Annotated in this window: 11 protein-coding genes; 2 read left to right on the forward strand and 9 right to left on the reverse strand. The window is 71.3% G+C overall.

The features are described 5' to 3' along the window. Positions 1-35: 35 nt before the first annotated feature. Together ACFU5K_RS09940 and ACFU5K_RS09945 are read right to left on the reverse strand one after the other, a co-directional pair. Positions 36-1,517, reverse strand: coding sequence for a S28 family serine protease (locus tag ACFU5K_RS09940; protein ID WP_384058708.1), 1,482 nt, complete (start codon positions 1,515-1,517; stop codon positions 36-38). Positions 1,518-1,783: 266 nt separating this feature from the next. Further along, positions 1,784-5,518 (reverse strand): ABC transporter ATP-binding protein, encoded by a 3,735-nt coding sequence (locus ACFU5K_RS09945; RefSeq protein WP_384058711.1) that lies wholly within the window; start codon positions 5,516-5,518, stop codon positions 1,784-1,786. A gap of 185 nt (positions 5,519-5,703) precedes the next feature. Here ACFU5K_RS09945 and ACFU5K_RS09950 point away from each other — a divergent pair, with 185 nt between their 5' ends. Then, positions 5,704-6,060 (forward strand): hypothetical protein, encoded by a 357-nt coding sequence (locus tag ACFU5K_RS09950; RefSeq protein ID WP_384058712.1) that lies wholly within the window; start codon positions 5,704-5,706, stop codon positions 6,058-6,060. 54 nt (positions 6,061-6,114) lie between these two features. Here ACFU5K_RS09950 and ACFU5K_RS09955 read toward each other — a convergent pair whose 3' ends face one another. The 4 genes from ACFU5K_RS09955 to ACFU5K_RS09970 form a co-directional block, all read right to left on the reverse strand. Then, positions 6,115-7,797, reverse strand: coding sequence for a thiamine pyrophosphate-binding protein (locus ACFU5K_RS09955; RefSeq protein ID WP_384058714.1), 1,683 nt, complete (start codon positions 7,795-7,797; stop codon positions 6,115-6,117). Then, positions 7,794-8,762, reverse strand: coding sequence for an agmatinase (gene speB, locus ACFU5K_RS09960; protein WP_327118414.1), 969 nt, complete (start codon positions 8,760-8,762; stop codon positions 7,794-7,796). Before speB ends, ACFU5K_RS09955 begins: the two co-directional genes overlap by 4 nt. Positions 8,763-8,976: 214 nt before the next feature. Then, on the reverse strand, positions 8,977-9,870 hold the full coding sequence (locus tag ACFU5K_RS09965) for a phytoene/squalene synthase family protein (protein WP_384058716.1): 894 nt from the start codon (positions 9,868-9,870) through the stop codon (positions 8,977-8,979). 87 nt (positions 9,871-9,957) lie between these two features. After that, entirely contained in the window at positions 9,958-10,167 is a 210-nt protein-coding gene (locus ACFU5K_RS09970) for a hypothetical protein (protein WP_384058718.1), read from the reverse strand. A gap of 6 nt (positions 10,168-10,173) precedes the next feature. Here ACFU5K_RS09970 and ACFU5K_RS09975 point away from each other — a divergent pair, with 6 nt between their 5' ends. Then, positions 10,174-12,345, forward strand: coding sequence for a TerD family protein (locus tag ACFU5K_RS09975; protein ID WP_384058720.1), 2,172 nt, complete (start codon positions 10,174-10,176; stop codon positions 12,343-12,345). Positions 12,346-12,671: 326 nt separating this feature from the next. Here the strand turns inward: ACFU5K_RS09975 and ACFU5K_RS09980 are convergent, their stop codons facing one another. From ACFU5K_RS09980 to ACFU5K_RS09990, 3 genes are all read right to left on the reverse strand, one after another. Further along, the gene (locus tag ACFU5K_RS09980) at positions 12,672-13,637 is read right to left on the reverse strand and encodes an alpha/beta hydrolase (protein WP_384058826.1); all 966 of its coding nucleotides are present in this window, start codon (positions 13,635-13,637) and stop codon (positions 12,672-12,674) included. Between the two features lie 136 nt (positions 13,638-13,773). After that, positions 13,774-14,991: a cytochrome P450 gene (locus tag ACFU5K_RS09985; RefSeq protein ID WP_384058722.1), complete on the reverse strand. Its 1,218-nt coding sequence runs from the start codon at positions 14,989-14,991 to the stop codon at positions 13,774-13,776. Positions 14,992-15,595: 604 nt separating this feature from the next. After that, a complete protein-coding gene (locus tag ACFU5K_RS09990) occupies positions 15,596-16,033 on the reverse strand; it encodes an Asp23/Gls24 family envelope stress response protein (protein WP_384058724.1) in 438 nt (145 codons plus the stop codon). Positions 16,034-16,111: the final 78 nt, after the last annotated feature.

Below are 16,111 nucleotides of genomic sequence, written 5' to 3' on the forward strand. Positions count from 1 at the left end.
GGTACGAACCGCACCCGGCGGGCCCCCTTCGTGCGTTACGGGCGCAGCGTGCCCTGGTCGCGCTGGAGTTCGGCGTCCCGCTTGTCCAGCCGGGAGTCGAACTTCGCGAGCGGCTTCGCCTTCGCCGGGTCGGCCTGGACGGCCGCCGACGCGACCCCCGCCCAGCGCAGGACGGCGGCGGTGGCCTTCGCCTTCTCGTCGGCGACGAGACCGGCGACCTTCGAGCCGTGGTTGCCGCCGGGCACCGTGTAGACGTAGCTGTCACGGGCGCCCCGGCCGAGCCGGAAGGGTTCTGCGCCCCACGGGTCGTTCTCGCCGTAGACGTAGAGCATGTGCCGGGCGTTGTTCCTGACCCAGCTGTCCACGTCCCGCATGGCGGCGGGCTTGAACTTCATGGGGATGGACCGCGGCACGAAGGAACGCGGCGGCTGGTAGCCGTAGCGGCTCAGGTTGCCGAGCCAGGGCTGCTCGATGTCAGGCGAGCCGAGCTGGGTGCCTGCCTGGTAGTAGTACGGCGTGTAGGTCTCCAGGCCCTGGTCGGCGTATGCGGCGAAGCCCGAGATGCCGTCGACGGAGTCCCAGATCTCCTGGTCGGTGGCGTTCTTCGCGTCGGCCGGGACGGTCTCGCAGTCGGCAAGCAGGCTGTACTGCCAGAACGCCCAGACGTAGTCCATGACGACGGCTTCGTACGCCTTGTCGAGCGTGCCGACAGTGTTGAATGTGAAGCCGCTGTCGGCTGCGTAGGCCGCGTACTTCTTCTCCAGCGGCTCACGCCGGACGAGGGCCTCGCGCTGGACACCGGCCAGCCGGTCGCGGCACTCCTTGGTCCCGACGCGGGCGAAGAACCGGTCGTACGCCGAGTCCTCGTCGTTGACCGCGTCGTTGGGGGCGACGTAGGCGACGACGCCGTCCATGTCCTTCGGGTAGAAGCGCTCGAAGTAGGTGGCGGTCATTCCGCCCTTGGAGCCGCCCGTGGTCAGCCAGTTCTTCGAGTAGATCTTCTTCAGCGCGCTGAAGACCCGGTGCTGGTCGCTGGCGGCCTGCCAGATGTCCAGCTTCGACCAGTCGGCGGGTGCCGGGCGGGACGGGGTGAAGAACCGGTACTCCAGGGACACCTGGTTGCCGTCGACGATCTGGGTCGGCTCGCTGCGGCTCGGGTTGGTCGAGACGTTGTAGCCGCTGGTGAAGAAGACCGTCGGCCGGTTCGTGTCCTTGTGCAGCAGGGTGATGCGCTGCTGGAAGGTGCCCTTGGACGGGTGCTTGTGGTCGACCGGCTGGGTGTAGTTCAGAACGAAGAAGCGGTATCCGGGATAGGGCTTCTCCTCGATCAGGCTCATCCCCGGGATGGCCAGGATGCGGTCCTTGATGTCCTCGTTGCTGCTCTCGCTGCTGGTAGAGCCGCTGCTCTGCTTCGCGGCCGGTTCCGCGGCGGTGGCCGCACCGGCCGAGGCACCGGTCGCACTCACTGTGCCTATGAGCACCGCGAGCGACAGAATGCCTCTGAGCGCCTTGCGCATGCACCCTCCCCTTGATTCACGACAGACGCCGTGAACCTAGCGGGGGAACACCGCTCACGCCAGCCCCGGTTGGCCGTCAGCAGAGGATCCACCAGGTTGAGCCGGAGGAGCCGGCGACGGAACCGGAGGCCCTGACGCAGCGGTTCAGCGCGTGCACCGTGACCGGGCCCGCCATCGTGGTGAACCGGCCGCTGTCGACTACGGCCCGGTGTACGACGCGCGGAGGGGGTCATCGGGTTCCGGACCTGCGGGGCGGGCCGGGGACCTCACACACCGGCCGGGGCGTCCTCCCCTATGCCCTCCCCTATGAAGGTGCGCCACAGCCGGGCGTACGTGCCGTCCATGGCCAGCAGTTCGTCGTGGGTGCCGTCCTCGGCGACCCGGCCCCGGTCCATCACCACGACCCGGTCCGCACGGGCGGCCGTGGTCAGCCGGTGGGCGACCACCAGCGTGGTGCGGCGGCCGGCCAGCCGGTCGGTGGCCAGGTTCACCTGGGCCTCACTGGCGAGGTCGAGGGAGGCGGTCGCCTCGTCGAGCAGCAGGATGTCGGGGTCCACCAGCTCGGCCCTGGCCAGCGCGATGAGCTGCCGCTGGCCCGCCGAGAGATTGCGACCACGCTCGGCGACCTCGTGCAGGTAGCCACCGTCCAGGGTGGCGATCATGTCGTGCGCGCCCACCGCCCTGGCCGCCGCCTCGACCCGCGCGTCGGTCGCCTCCGGGAGTCCGTAGGCGATGGCGTCACGCACCGTCCCCTCGAAGAGGTAGGCCTCCTGGGGCACCACCCCGAGCCGGTGCCGGTACGCCGTGCGGTCGAGCCGCCGCAGGTCCGTGCCGTCCGCCGTGACCCGCCCGCTGGTGGGGTCGTAGAACCGGGCGACGAGCTTGACCAGCGTGGACTTGCCGGCACCCGTCTCACCGACGAACGCGACCGTCTGGCCGGCCGGGATCCGCAGTGCGACACCGGTGAGGGCCTCCTCGTCTCCGGCGTAGGCGAACGACACGTCCTCGAACGCGATCTCGCCGCGCAGCGACGTCACGTCCAGGGCCTCCTCGTGGTCGGCCGTGGACGTCGGCTCCCGCAGGAGCTCCTGGATCCGGCCGAGGGAGACACTGGCCTGCTGGTAGCCGTCGAAGACCTGGGACAGCTGCTGCACGGGGGCGAAGAACAGGTCGATGTAGAGGAGGTAGGCGACCAGCGCACCGGCGGTCAGCGTGCCGTTGTCGACACGGTGCGCGCCGACCATCAGTACGGCGGCCGCCGCGACCGAGGCCAGCAGCTGCACGAACGGGAAGTAGACGGAGATCAGCCACTGCCCGCGCACTCGGGCCTCGCGGTAGTGCTCGCTGCGCCGCGCGAACCGCTCGGCGCCGTCGGCCTCGCGCCGGAAGGCCTGCACGATCCGCAGCCCGGCAACGGACTCCTGGAGATCGGCGTTGACGGTACTGATGCGCTCACGGGCGAGCTCGTAGGCCTTGACGCTCTTGCGGCGGAAGAAGAACGTGGCGACGATCAGCACCGGCAGCGTCGCGAAGACGACCAGCGCGAGCTGCACGTCCAGGACGAGCAGCACGACCGTGATGCCGAAGAAAGTGACGAGCGAGACGAAGGCGGTGACCAGGCCGGTCTGCAGGAACGTGGACAGGGCGTCCACGTCCGTCGTCATCCTGGTCATGATCCGGCCGGTCAGCTCGCGCTCGTAGTAGTCGAGGCCGAGCCGCTGGAGCTGCGCGAAGATCTTCAGGCGCAGGGAGTACAGCACGCGCTCGCCGGTCCGGCCCGTCATCCGGGTCTCACCGATCTGGGCCGCCCACTGCACGGTCACGGCGAGCAGGCCGAGCGCCGCAGCCGCCCAGACCGCGCCGAGCGCCATCTTCGTCACGCCGTCGTCGATGCCGTGCCGGATCAGCACCGGCAGGAGCAGACCCATGCCCGCGTCGACGGCGACCAGTCCCAGGCTCACGAGCAGCGGTAGCCCGAAGCCGTCCAGCAGCCTGCGCAGACCGTACGACTTCTCCGGGCGCACCGCGCTCGCCTCGTCGATGCCGGGGACGTCGGTGGCCGGTGGCAGTGCTTCGACCTGGGCGAGGAGCTCGGGCGAGGCGGGCATGCCCGCAGCGGCGGCCGCCGTCTCGCGCTGCTCCTCCTGCCGGATCCACAGGGCGGGGGTGATGCCCTGGTCGACGTCGAATTCGCTGTCGAACTCCGCCTGCAGGGCGCGGTCGTCCTCGGCCGGCGCGGCCACGGTGGGCCGGTGTCCCGGGGAGGTGCCGCCCAGCTCGTCCGGGTCGGTGAGCAGGCGCCGGTAGAGCGCGGAGCGGCGCTCCAGCTCCGCGTGCGTGCCGATGTCGGCGAGCCGCCCCCGGTCGAGCACGGCGATGCGGTCGGCGAGGCCGAGGGTGGAACGCCGGTGGGCTATCAGCAGGGTGGTACGGCCCCGCATGACCTCCGCCAGGGCCTCGTGGATCTCGTGCTCGACGCGGGCGTCGACCGCGGAGGTGGCGTCGTCCAGGAGCAGCAGGCGGGGGTCGGTGAGGATGGCACGGGCGAGCGCGACACGCTGGCGCTGGCCGCCCGACAGGGTGAGCCCGTGCTCGCCGACCTTGGTGTCGTAGCCCTGGGGCAGTTCGGTGATGAAGTCGTGTGCCTGCGCGGCACGCGCGGCCCGCTCGATCTCCTTCTGGGTGGCCTCCGGGCGCCCGAAAGCGATGTTGGCGCCGACCGAGTCCGAGAAGAGGAGGCTTTCCTCGGGGACGAGCCCGATGGCGGCGCGCAGTGACGTCTGGGTCAGCTCGCGGACGTCATGGCCGCCGACCAGGACGGCTCCGTGCGACACGTCGTAGAAGCGCGGCAGCAGGAGCGAGAGGGTGGACTTGCCGCTGCCGGACGCACCGACGACGGCGACGGTCTCACCGGGCTCGATCGTGAGCGAGAAGCCGTCGAGCACCGGACGGTCGTCCTGGTAGCCGAAGCGGACGTCGTCGAACTCGACGCCTGCGGGGGCGTCCGCCGGGAGTTCCTTGCTGCCGTCCCGCATGGAGGGTTCGGTGTCGATCAGTTCCAGGACGCGCTCCGCGCCGGCCCGGGCCTGCTGACCGACGGTGAGGACCACGGCGAGCAGCCGGACCGGGCCGACGAGCTGCGCGAGGTAGGTGGAGAAGGCGACGAACGTGCCCAGGGTGATCTCACCCCTGGTGGCCAGCCAGCCGCCGAGCGCCAGCATCGCGACCTGGCCGAGGGCGGGGACGGCCTGGAGCGCGGGGGTGTAGCGGGAGTTCAGCCGGATGGTGCGCAGACGGCCCGCGAAGAGCCTGCGGCTCACCTCGCGGAGCTTGCCGGTCTCCTGCTCCTCCTGGCCGAATCCCTTGACGACCCGGACCCCGGTGACGGCCCCGTCGACCACGCCCGCGACGGCGGCGGCCTGACTCTGCGCGTACCAGGTGGCGGGGAAGAGGCGGGCCTTGGAGCGACGGGCGATGAACCACAGGGCGGGGGCCACCGCGAGGGCGATGAGGGTCAGGGGAAGCGAGAGCCACGCCATGATCGCGAGGGAGAGGAGGAAGAGCAGGACGTTCCCGATGGTCATCGGGAGCATGAAGAGGAGGCCCTGGATCAGCTGCAGGTCACTGGTGGCACGCCCCACGATCTGCCCGGTGGAGATCTCGTCCTGCCGCTTCCCGTCGAGACGGGTGAGGGTCTCGTACATCTCGGTCCGCAGGTCGTGCTGGACGTCCAGGGCGAGCCGGCCGCCGTAGTACCGGCGGACGAAGGTGGTGATGTAGACGAGGACGGCCGCGCCGATGAGCAGGCCCGTCCAGACGCCGATCGAGCGCGTGCTGCCGGCGACCACGTCGTCGATGATCACCTTGGTGACCAGGGGGACGAGGGCGAGCACGCCCATGCCGGCGAGGGAGGAGCCGAGAGAGAGCACCACGTTGCGCCGGTAGCGCCAGGCGTACCCGGTCAGCCTCCGGCCCCACCCCTGTTCCTCCGCGCCTGCCACCCGTACCTCCTGTGTCGCCCCGCTGCCCTGCCTGATCTACCGAAACTCCCCAACGCCGCCGACCCCGGATTTCATCCTTCCGCAACAATTCCCGGCACTTGGCCGGAGATACGGCCCGGGTGGTCCTGGGACGACCGGGGTATGGATGGGTGGGCGGACGACGCGATCACGGAACGGGGAAGACGATGGCGAACGACCACAGGACCGATGCCTACCTCTGCGGCCGGCTTTACGCGGCACTGGCGGAGCTGGGGCGGCTCGCCGAGGGTGACAACCACTCGCTCAGCAGGTCCGAGGTCCAGCGGAAGCTGATCCTGGAGCCGTCGAAGCATCTGACCGTGCACCTTCATCTGGCCGGGAAGTACCTGCTGGCGGCCAGGAACCGGGGGAAGTCGGGCCCCGCGGCCGTCGTGTTCAGGTCCATCCCGGATCTGCTGCCTTCGGGGCGGGATCTGCCCGGCTCCCTGCGCGACGGCGCGCTCCAGGAGCGCTTCCACGAGGGCGTCGCCGTCCAGAAGGCGGAGATCGCCAAGGCCCTGTGAACAGGTGTGCGGCCGGGCGCGGTCTTCCGCCCGGACCCGGCCGCACGGGTTCAGCTACAGGTGCGTCGGCTCGAACATCCTCAGCAGGGCCGGGAGGACGACCACGGACGGGCCGGGGGCCGCGAAGGCCTTGCCGAGGTCGGCGGCCAGGGATTCCGGGGTCGTACGGACGGCGGGGACCCCGAAGGACTCGGCGAGGGCGACGAAGTCCGGGCGGGAGAGCTCGGTCGCCGTGGTCTCGCCGAAGGCGCCCGTCATGTACTCGCGCAGGATGCCGTAGCCCCCGTCGTCGACGATCAGCCAGGTGACGGGCAGGTCGTACTGCCGGGCGGTGGCGAGCTCGGCGATCGAGTACATCGCTCCGCCGTCGCCGGAGACCGCGAGCACCGGCCTGGTCCGGTCGGCAGCGGCTGCGCCGATCGCGGCCGGGAAGGCGTAGCCGAGGCCGCCCGCGCCCTGTGCCGAGTGCATGGTGTTCGGATGGCGGGCGTCAAAGGCGGACCAGGCCCAGTAGGCCAGGATCGTCATGTCCCAGAAGCTGGGCGAGGTGTCGGGCAGCGCCTCGCGCACGGAGTCGAGCACCTGCTGTTCCAGGGTGAGGTGCTGCGCCGCGATGCGGTCGTGGACCTTGCCGAGCAGCGTACGGACGCGCTCGGCCGCGCTCTCGTCCCGGCGGGGCTCCACCGTGTCCAGGAGATCGGCGAGTGCCTCCCGGGCGTCGGAGTGGATGCCGAGGGCGGGGTAGTTGGACTCCAGCTTCCCGGCGTCGGCCTCGATCTGGATCACCCGGCCCCGCGGGGCGAACGTGTGGTAGTTCGAGGAGAGCTCCCCGAGTCCGGAACCGACGACCAGCAGGACGTCCGCGGACTCCAGGAAGTCCGTGGTGTACCGGTCCTCGAGCCAGGACTGGAGCGAGAGCGGGTGCTTCCAGGGGAAGGCGCCCTTGCCGCCGTAGGTCGTGACGACGGGGGCGTCGATCTTCTCCGCGAGCGCGAGCAGCTTGCCCGCGGCGTCCGAGCGGACGACCCCGCCGCCGGCGATGATCGCCGGACGTTCGGCGTTCGACAGGAGGTGGGCGGCCGCCAGGGTCAGCTCGGGGCGCGGGTAGAGCTCGCGCGGGGTGGCGTCGATCGCGCTGACGACGGGCAGGACCGTCCCGGCGATCAGCACGTCCTGCGGGATCTCGACCCAGACCGGCCCGTGCGGGGCGGTCAGGGCGGACTCCCAGGCGGCTGCGATCGCGGAGGGGATCTGCGACGCCGTGCGCACGGTGTGCACGGACTTCACGACGCCGCGGAAGGACGCCTGCTGGTCGCGGAGTTCGTGCAGGTAGCCGTGGCGTCCGCCGCCGAGCCCGGCGGTCGGGATCTGGCTGGAGATCGCCAGCACGGGGGCCGAGGCCGCGGCGGCCTCCTGGAGCGCGGCCAGCGAGGTCAGCGCGCCGGGGCCGGTGGAGAGGAGCAGCGGGGCCACCTCACCGGTGATGCGGCCGTAGGCGTCGGCGGCGAAGCCGGCGTTGTTCTCCACCCGCAGCCCGACGTACGAGAGCGAGGAGCGGCGCAGCGCGTCGAACATGCCGAGCGCGTGCTGGCCGGGCAGCCCGAAGACGGTGGTGGCGCCGAGGCCCTGGAGGGTCTCGACGACGAGGTCACCGCCGTTGCGGCCGGCCGGGGGCCGCAGGGCCGCCTCCGCCTGCGCGGCGGTGAGCTGCGGCCGGTCGTCGTGGTCGTGGCTCACTTGGTCCGGCCTTCCGCGATCTGCCGGGCCATGATCGTCGTCAGCTCGTACGCGGTGTGGGAGGCGGCGACGGACGTGATCTCCGCGTGGTCGTACGCCGGGGCGACCTCGACCAGGTCGGCCGAGACGAGGTGGCAGGAGGACAGCCCGCGCAGGATCTCCAGCAGCTCGCGCGAGGTGAGGCCGCCCGCCTCGGGGGTGCCGGTGCCGGGGGCGTGCGCCGGGTCGAGCACGTCGATGTCGATGGAGATGTAGAGCGGCCGGTCGCCGATGCGCTGCCGAAGCTGGTCGGCGATCTCGTCGACCCCGCGCCGCATGACGTCGGCGGAGGTCACGATGCCGAAGCCCATCTTGGCGTCGTCGGTGAGGTCCTGCTTGCCGTACAGCGGGCCGCGTGTGCCGACGTGGGACAGCGCCTCCGTGTCGAGGATGCCCTCCTCGACGGCCCGGCGGAACGGGGTGCCGTGGGTGTACTCCGCGCCGAAGTAGGTGTCCCAGGTGTCCAGGTGCGCGTCGAAGTGGAGCAGGGCGACGGGCCCGTGCTTCTTGGCGACGGAGCGCAGCAAGGGCAGCGCGATGGTGTGGTCGCCGCCGAGCGTCATCAGCCGGGCGCCGGTGGAGAGCAGGTCGTCGGCCGCAGCCTCGACGGTCTCGACCGCCTCGTTGATGTTGAAGGGGTTCGCCGCGATGTCGCCCGCGTCGGCGACCTGCGCGAGGGCGAAGGGGGAGGCGTCCTGCGCGGGGTTGTAGGGGCGCAGGAGGCGCGAGGCCTCGCGGATGGCGTTGCCGCCGAAGCGGGCGCCGGGCCGGTAGGAGACGCCACTGTCGAAAGGCACGCCGACGACGGCGACATCGGCGGTGCCGACCTCGTCGAGCCGCGGCAGCCGGGCGAACGTCGCGGGTCCGGCGTACCGCGGTACGCGGGAGGAGTCGACGGGGCCGCGCGGCGCTTCGTTGCTGCTCATGGGTGCGGGTGCCTTTCGTTGAACCGTGCACGCCTTGTGGGCGTTCATACGGTAATCAGTGTGTCCACCCCCATGATGAGGATGAACGCCCGGTTGCCCTTCACCTCGTCCCGCCCGGGCCGCCTGGCACGCGGCCGGACAGTCCCCACAACGAGAAGCTTCAGCGGTCTTCCAGGCGGCGGCCCAGCGGGTGCACCGGCCCCCTCCGCACCCCTCATGCACCGCCCCGCAGCAGGACGCGTGCCGCCCCCGCTTTCGGCGGGCCGACCGCCGCGCGCAGCAGCCCCGGCCCACGCTCGCGCGCCGCGTCCGCCGTGAGCAGCTCGATCTCGATGAGGGTGCGCACCAGTCGCCGGCTGCCGACCGGGACGAGCCCCGTCAGCCGGCGGCTCTCCATGAGAGCGGCACGGGCCAGGCCGATCTGCTCGTCCAGCAGCTCCCGCAGGCCGGCAGAGGCAAACCCCGCGACCAGATCGGCCACCGTGACGGAGAACTTCTCCAGTGTGCTCACCGGGATCCCCACACGCCCCTCCCGCAGGTCTTCGGCGAGGTCGTTGACGAAGTCGAGCCGCTGACTGCCGTCGATGAACGTCCGGCACGCCGCCCGGTACCGCCCGCCGGCGTCACCGTCCGGCCCTAGCAGCTCGGCCACCAGCATGAAGGCGGGCAGGGAGTATGCGTCCACGTAGGACTGGTAGTCGTCCTCGGTCTCGAAACCGGCGAACTCCAGCTCGGCGGTGGCGGTGGACAGGTACTCCTCCACCCTCCGGCCGAGCCGGGGGCGAGCGGCGACGGTGCGCACCAGCGCGCGGATCAGCGGATCGTCACTCGTGCCGGTCGCCAGCCCGTCGCGCACCCGCCGTTCCCAGTCCGCCCAGGCCGCCTCCCGCCGCGGCCGCGGGCCGCTGTCCAGGAGGTTGTCGCCGTGGTGCATCACGGCCGTCATCGCGACGACGTGCGGCAGCACCGGCGGCGGCAGCAGCAGGCGGACGGCCAGGTAGGAGGTCCGGCGGAACCGCGCCACCAGCCGCCGCTGCGCGTCGTAGTCCCGGCGCGCCCCGGGATCCGTGACCCCGGCCGCGGTAAGGCCTCTGCTCCACTTGCTCACGATCCGATCGTAGGCGTGCGCCGACCGGGCGCGGATCAGGGGGCTGTGGCTCCGACCACCGCGGCCCCGGCCGTCGGGTCTGAGGGGCTACGGGGTGGTGAAGCAGACGCGTTCGATCCTCTGGACCAGCGTGCCGCCCCGGGCGTCGGTCGGTTGGCCCGCAAGGAGACCGGCCCTCATGGCCGGGTGCCGCGGGACCAGGCGCGTCCCGTCGACGGCCAGGGCGGCCTGCCAGGTGTTCCCTCGTCGTACGAGACGGCGAAGACTGTACGGCGCTTCGTACAGGTCTGCGATCATCCTCGAATGACGTACGGTCTCGAAGCAATGGTCATCCGGCACACCTACCGCGTTCCCTGCCCGAAGGGCTCCGTGGGGGAAGGCGGCGTCGTCGCGCGACAGTTCGACGCGGCGCTGACTTCCGTCGGTTTCAAGCTCTCGGCACAACTGCTGGCGCAATTGTCCGGGCTGTCCGAGGCCGCCGTCGTGCACACCGCCGAGCGGACGCTGCGGGCCGTGCGCGAGATGGTGGGTGACCACGTCCGGCACAACGCGTACTTCATCGACTTCCCGGCGAACGTACCGGACACCGAGGAGTTCTGGACGCGGTGTGTGGTGGAGGCGCTCGGGGACGAGACGTCGCTCGAGACGGTGCGGTCGCAGATGGCGAGCGGGGTGCTGAACCTGCTCAGTCTTCCCGCCTACGGCCGCTACCAGCACACCTACGAGGAGCTGCTCGCGGCGCAGGACGAGCTCATCGCCTCGGCGGGCGACCGGGTGACCGTCCTGCACCTGGGGCGTGACCTGGACGACGAACTGACGGACCTGTACCTGGCCCTGGCGGGCAGTGCGACGCCGCTGGGCGACGAGCACCTGGGCGATCTCGAGGTCCTCGCCGGGCGGTGCGCGCTCGGCCCCCAGCCGAAGTCGATCCCGGTCAGGGAGAACCGGGCGGTCGTCAACGCCGCCCGTCTCACCGCCGGCGCGGACCTCCTGCTGGACAGCGTCGTCGACGCGCTGCGGCTGGCCTGCGCGCTCGCCGGCGGCGACGTGACGCTGCGGGAGCCGACCCGGTTCGGAGCACTGCCTCGGCCGGTCCGCCGTGCGCTGCTGTCGGGCCTCGACGCCGTGGTCGCCGCGAACCCCGCCAAACTGGCCGACGTATCCGCCCACCGTGAGCCCTTCAAGCGGCTCGGGGAGCGTCTCCACCCGCACGAGTACCCGCGCTGGCCGCACGCGGCCGACGTGTTCGCCGTCGCACGGGGTGAGAAGCGAGCACGGTCCTACGACAGCCGCGTCGCGGACCTGCTCGACGCGTCCGATGTCCCCGGTGCCGTACGACTGCTGGCGTCCGCGCCCGGCAGGCTGCTGCGGTCACTGGACCACCTGCTGCGCACCGCCGCCGGACAGGAGGAGCGGGACGCGGTACTGGACGCCGCGGCGCGGGCCGCTCCCGAGGTCTCCGGCCGGGTCGTGCTCTCGGTCCGCGAGCACCTGCACAACCGGGAGCGGGAGAGCGGCAGGCCCAGGGTCTTCGTCAACCGCAAGGGCAGCGGCTGGGTCGCCCCAGACGTCCGGCCCCCGGTTCCCGCGGCCGACCTCGACCGCCTGGCCGCCGTCCTCGACACCGAGATGCGTCGCAGGCTGCCGGCGCCGGGCCGGCTGCTGCTCGACCCGGACGTCCTGGACGTGGCGCTTCCGCTCAGCGGCAGGGCCGCCACGGCCGGACTCGGCGTGCTGCCGCGCGGCTCGGTCTCCGAGGTCGACGGCGGACGGCTGCGCTTCTTCGTGTACTGGAAGGAGGCCGAGGAGCAGACCGACTACGACCTCTCGGCGCTGCTCCTCGGCGCCGACTACGCCACTGACTCCGCGCTCTCCTACACCTCGCTCACCGCAGTCGGTGGCCAACACTCGGGCGATGTCACCGAAGCACCCGACGGGGCCTCGGAGTTCATCGAACTGACCCTGGACCGGATACGCGCCACCTTCATCGTTCCGCAGGTCAACATCTATGCGGGCGAGGGTTTCGAGGAGACCGAGGAGTCGTTCTTCGGATTCATGTTGCGTGACGGTGAGCAGAAGGGCCGTCCGTTCGAGCCGCGCACGGTTCGGATGCGATCGGAGCTGCGCGGGGCGGGCCGGGTGGCGCTGCCGCTGGTGTTCCGGCGCGGGAGCGGCGGCCGGTGGCAGGCGAAGTGGCTGCACCTGTATCTGCGGGGCATCTCGTCGGGCAACCGTGTCGAGGAGAACCAGATGTCGGTGTCCAAGGTGGTGCGCGCCGTGGTGGAGCGCGAATACCTGACGGTCGGGTACCTGGTCAGCCTGATGTCCGACCGTGCGACGGCCGTGGACCTGTGGGACGGGGCAGCTGTCCCCGACGAGCCCGTGACGTACATCGGCCTGGAACGTCCCGAGGGCCTTCACCCCCACTCCCGCGTGCTCACCCTCGCGAATCTGCGCGACCTGATCCCGGCCTAAGCTCAGCCAAGTGCTAGCGTTGCCCGTGGCGAGGCCATGAAGGGGCTTCCTTCTCAACTCATCGGTGAACAGTCCTTTCGCTTTCCTCGCCTTCACGTCGCTCCGGGTGACGTCCGAGCCTTCGCACGGGCGCCACCCGGACCGTGGTCCCGGGCCTGGAGCGACCGCGGGGATGCGCTGCCCGACCGTAAACAGCCGAATGATCGGGCTGCTCACGGCTGTGATCGATGCCACCGGTCAGCATGCCAATGCGACTCGTCCAGTGGAGTGACCAGCCCGGTGCGGGTCACATGATGGGCGCGCGGGCGCGTTGAGATGTCGCGCCGCTACAGGTCCAGAACGCGGCGGAGCCAGCGGACGCGGGCCTCGCGGGCGTCGCGGGCCACGGCGGTGTCGGGGGCGATCTGGTCGAATCCATGGAATCCGCCCGACCAGACGTGGAGTTCGGCGCTGCCCCCGGCCTGCCAGATGCGGGTGGCGTAGGCGATGTCCTCGTCGCGGTACGTCTCCGCGGCGCCGGCGTCGATGTAGGCCGGCGGCAGGCCGGACAGGTCGGTGGCCCGGGCGGGTGCGGCGTACGGCGGGACCTGGTCGGTGCCGCGGGCCTCGCCGAGCAGTGAGGCCCAGCCGGCCTCGTTGGCGCGCCGGTCCCACACGCCGTGGCCGGTCATCTGCCGTGCCGAGGGGGTGTCGTTGCGGTCGTCGAGCATGGGGCATATGGCCAGTTGGCCGGCCAGGCGTGGTCCGCCCCGGTCTCGCGCCATGAGCGCGACGGCCGCGGTCAGCCCGCCGCCCGCGCTGCCGCCCGCGACCACGATCCGCTCCGGATCGCCGCCGGTCCGGGCGGCGTGCCGTGCCACCCACACCAGGCCCGCGTAGCAGTCCTCGACGCCTGCCGGGTAGGGGTGCTCGGGAGCCAGCCGGTAGTCGGCGGAGACCACCACAAGGCCGAGGGGTGCGGCCCACTCGCGCAGAATGCCGGGCACCCCGGTGCGGCAGGTGCCGCCGATCATGCCGCCGCCGTGCAGGTGGTAGATGACGGGGGCGCCCTCGGGCAGTCCCGCCGGGCGGGCGATCAACAGCGGGACGTCCGGCCCTCCGGCGGATCCCGGCACCGCGCGTTCCACCACCTCGAAGCGGCCGCCTTCGCACAGTTCCTCCAGCGTGGGATCGGGAGCGACGCATGCGAGGTGCGCGCGCCACCGCGGCACGTCAGTGGGCGAGGCCGGCTCGGCGCCGCGCAGATCGCCCAACCCCTCCAGGACCATCGCTGCTTGTGGGTCGAACGGCACGGGAGCGGGTCGGGCCTGCTGATCCGCGTGCGGTGGGCGGACGCCCGTCGAGCGCTGTGTGCACATGGTTCTCTTCACGAATGGGTGTGAGCCGGGACTCGGCAGGTGGGAGACATGGGAGGGGTGACGGGACGGGTCACCAGGTGACGGGCAGTTCGTGCACTCCGTAGGCGATCATGTCGTGTTTGAAGGCGATGTCCTCGTCCGGGACGGTGGTACGCAGTCCGGGGAAGCGGCGCAGCAGGGCCGGGTGGGCGAGTTGCAGTTCCAGGCGGGCCAGGGCCTGGCCCAGGCACTGGTGGGGTCCGTGACCGAACGCGAGGTGTCCGCGTACGTCCGGCCTGGCGATGTCGAACCGATCGGGGTCGTCGAAGACGGCCTGGTCGCGATTGCCCGAAGCGTTCGGCACGATGACGCCCTCGCCCGCGCGGATGAGCCGGCCCCCGATCTTGACGTCCTCCGTGGCGACCCGGGCGAGTCCGGTCTGCGTGATGGACAGGTAGCGCAGCAGTTCCTCCACGGCCGACGCCACCCGGGCGGGGTCGTCGCTGTCCCGGACGACGGCCAGTTGTTCGGGGTTGCGCAGCAGCACCAGGGTGCCGAGGGCGAGCTGGTTGGTGGTGGTCTCGTGCCCCGCGACCAGCAGGGTGATCGCGGTCTCGACGAGCAGCTCGGGTGTGAGCTGACCCGTGCGCATACGTGCGACGACCAGGGAGCTGAGCAGGTCGTCGCCGGGATCGTCGTCCTTGCGCCGGATCAGTTCGTCGAGGTATTCGCCGAGTTCGGCGGCGGCGTCGGTGAAGTCCCGCGCGGAGCTGTTCCGGGAGATCATGGTGCCGGACACACGCTGGAAGAGGGCCTGGTCCTGCTCGGGGACGCCTAACAGTTCGCCGATGACCATGGAGGGCAGGGGCAGCGCGAAGGCCTCCACCAAGTCGGCCGGCGGCCCGGCGGACTCCATCCGGTCCAGCAGGCCGTCGATGATCCGTACCAGCCGCGGAGTCATCGCGGTGGCCTTCCTGACCGTGAAGTGGCCGATGAGCATGCGGCGCTGACGCGCGTGCTCGGGACCGTCCTGCATGCTCAGGGCCCGCACCTCCTGGCGGCCCTGAGCCGCGAACCCCTCGGTCGGTGCGGGCAGGCCGGACCTGCTCGAATCGGCGCTGAACCGGGGGTCGGACAGCACGGCGCGCTGGTCCTCGTATCGGGTGACCAGCCAGGGCGTCCCGCCGTCCCAGATCCGTGCCCGCACCAGCGGGGCCTGGGCGCGCAGGGAGGCGAGCCGCGGTGCTGGGTCGAACGGGCAGCCGGGGGCTCGTTCGAAGGGGAAGTCGTCAATCGTGTTCTGCGGCACCGGTGTCTCCTCGTGAGCACGACGAAGGCGATCGTTGTCGAAGGCGGGGGCGATGCCTCACGGTGCGACGGCCCGATCACCCTCCCCGTCCGGACCGGCACGGTCCAGGGCGCACCCGGTCACCCGCACGAGCGGGGAAGAGGTTGCGCACGGCCGGGTGCGGACGGAAGGGCCGAGTACTCCGGCGAGGGGAGAGAACAGGTGATCACGCCGTCGGCTCGGAAGAGCGTGGCAGCAACGCACGAGACCGGGGCCGCGTCAGGTACACGGAGGGCTGGTGCGCATGTGCCCGCGGGGACGCCGCCGTTGAGACGGCTACGGTCTGTCAACTTCGATGATCACACGGCAACAATAGCACTGACCCCACGGCCGCTCCCTGGATTTGCCACAGATCCGGGGAGCGCTCCGGTCGAGGGCTTCTCGGCAGCGGATGGTCCGGATACGCAGGGGTCCAAGGTCAAGGGGAAGCTTCAGCGGCCACATACCCGTGAGCAGCTCCTTCAGCAGCCACCGGACGGGGCCGCCTGCCCGGCCACCCCGTTCCCGGATCTCCCCGGGAGGGGGCATCGGCCGGGCCGCGGCCGGCTGTGCGGGGTGCCTGGGCTCACTGCACGCGCGAGGACTGACCGCGCGAGCTCCTGCCCTCCCCGTCGTCCTCGTCGTCGTCATCGCCCGGGACGTGGACGTCGAAGGCGTTGATGTTGATCTCCACGACTTCGAGCCCCGTCATCGTCTCGACGGCGTCCGTCACACGGGTCCTGATCCGGTCGGCGAGCTCGTGGATCGGGATGCCGTACTCCACCTCGATGTCGACATCGATCGCGGTCTGCTTCTCGCCCACCTCCACCTTGACGGATCGTCCCGCCCCGCTGGATCCGGAGACCCGGTCCGTGACGGCGCCCAGGGCCTTCGAGGCCCCCTTGCCCACCGAGTGCACGCCGTCCGTCTCGCGGATGGCGATCCCGGCGATGGTGGACACCACGTTGTCGGAGATGGTGGTCGTGCCGCGTCCGGTCCGTTCCGTCCCGTCCACATCAGCCATAACTGCCTCACAGGTATCGGTACGACGGGCCGGCCCGTTCTCACCGGCCCCTGTTTTCACTGTGCGCCCGCCCGCCCC

Origin of the sequence: Streptomyces sp. NPDC057428 (assembly GCF_042803195.1) — a bacterium.
Taxonomy (GTDB): Bacteria; Actinomycetota; Actinomycetes; order Streptomycetales; family Streptomycetaceae; genus Streptomyces.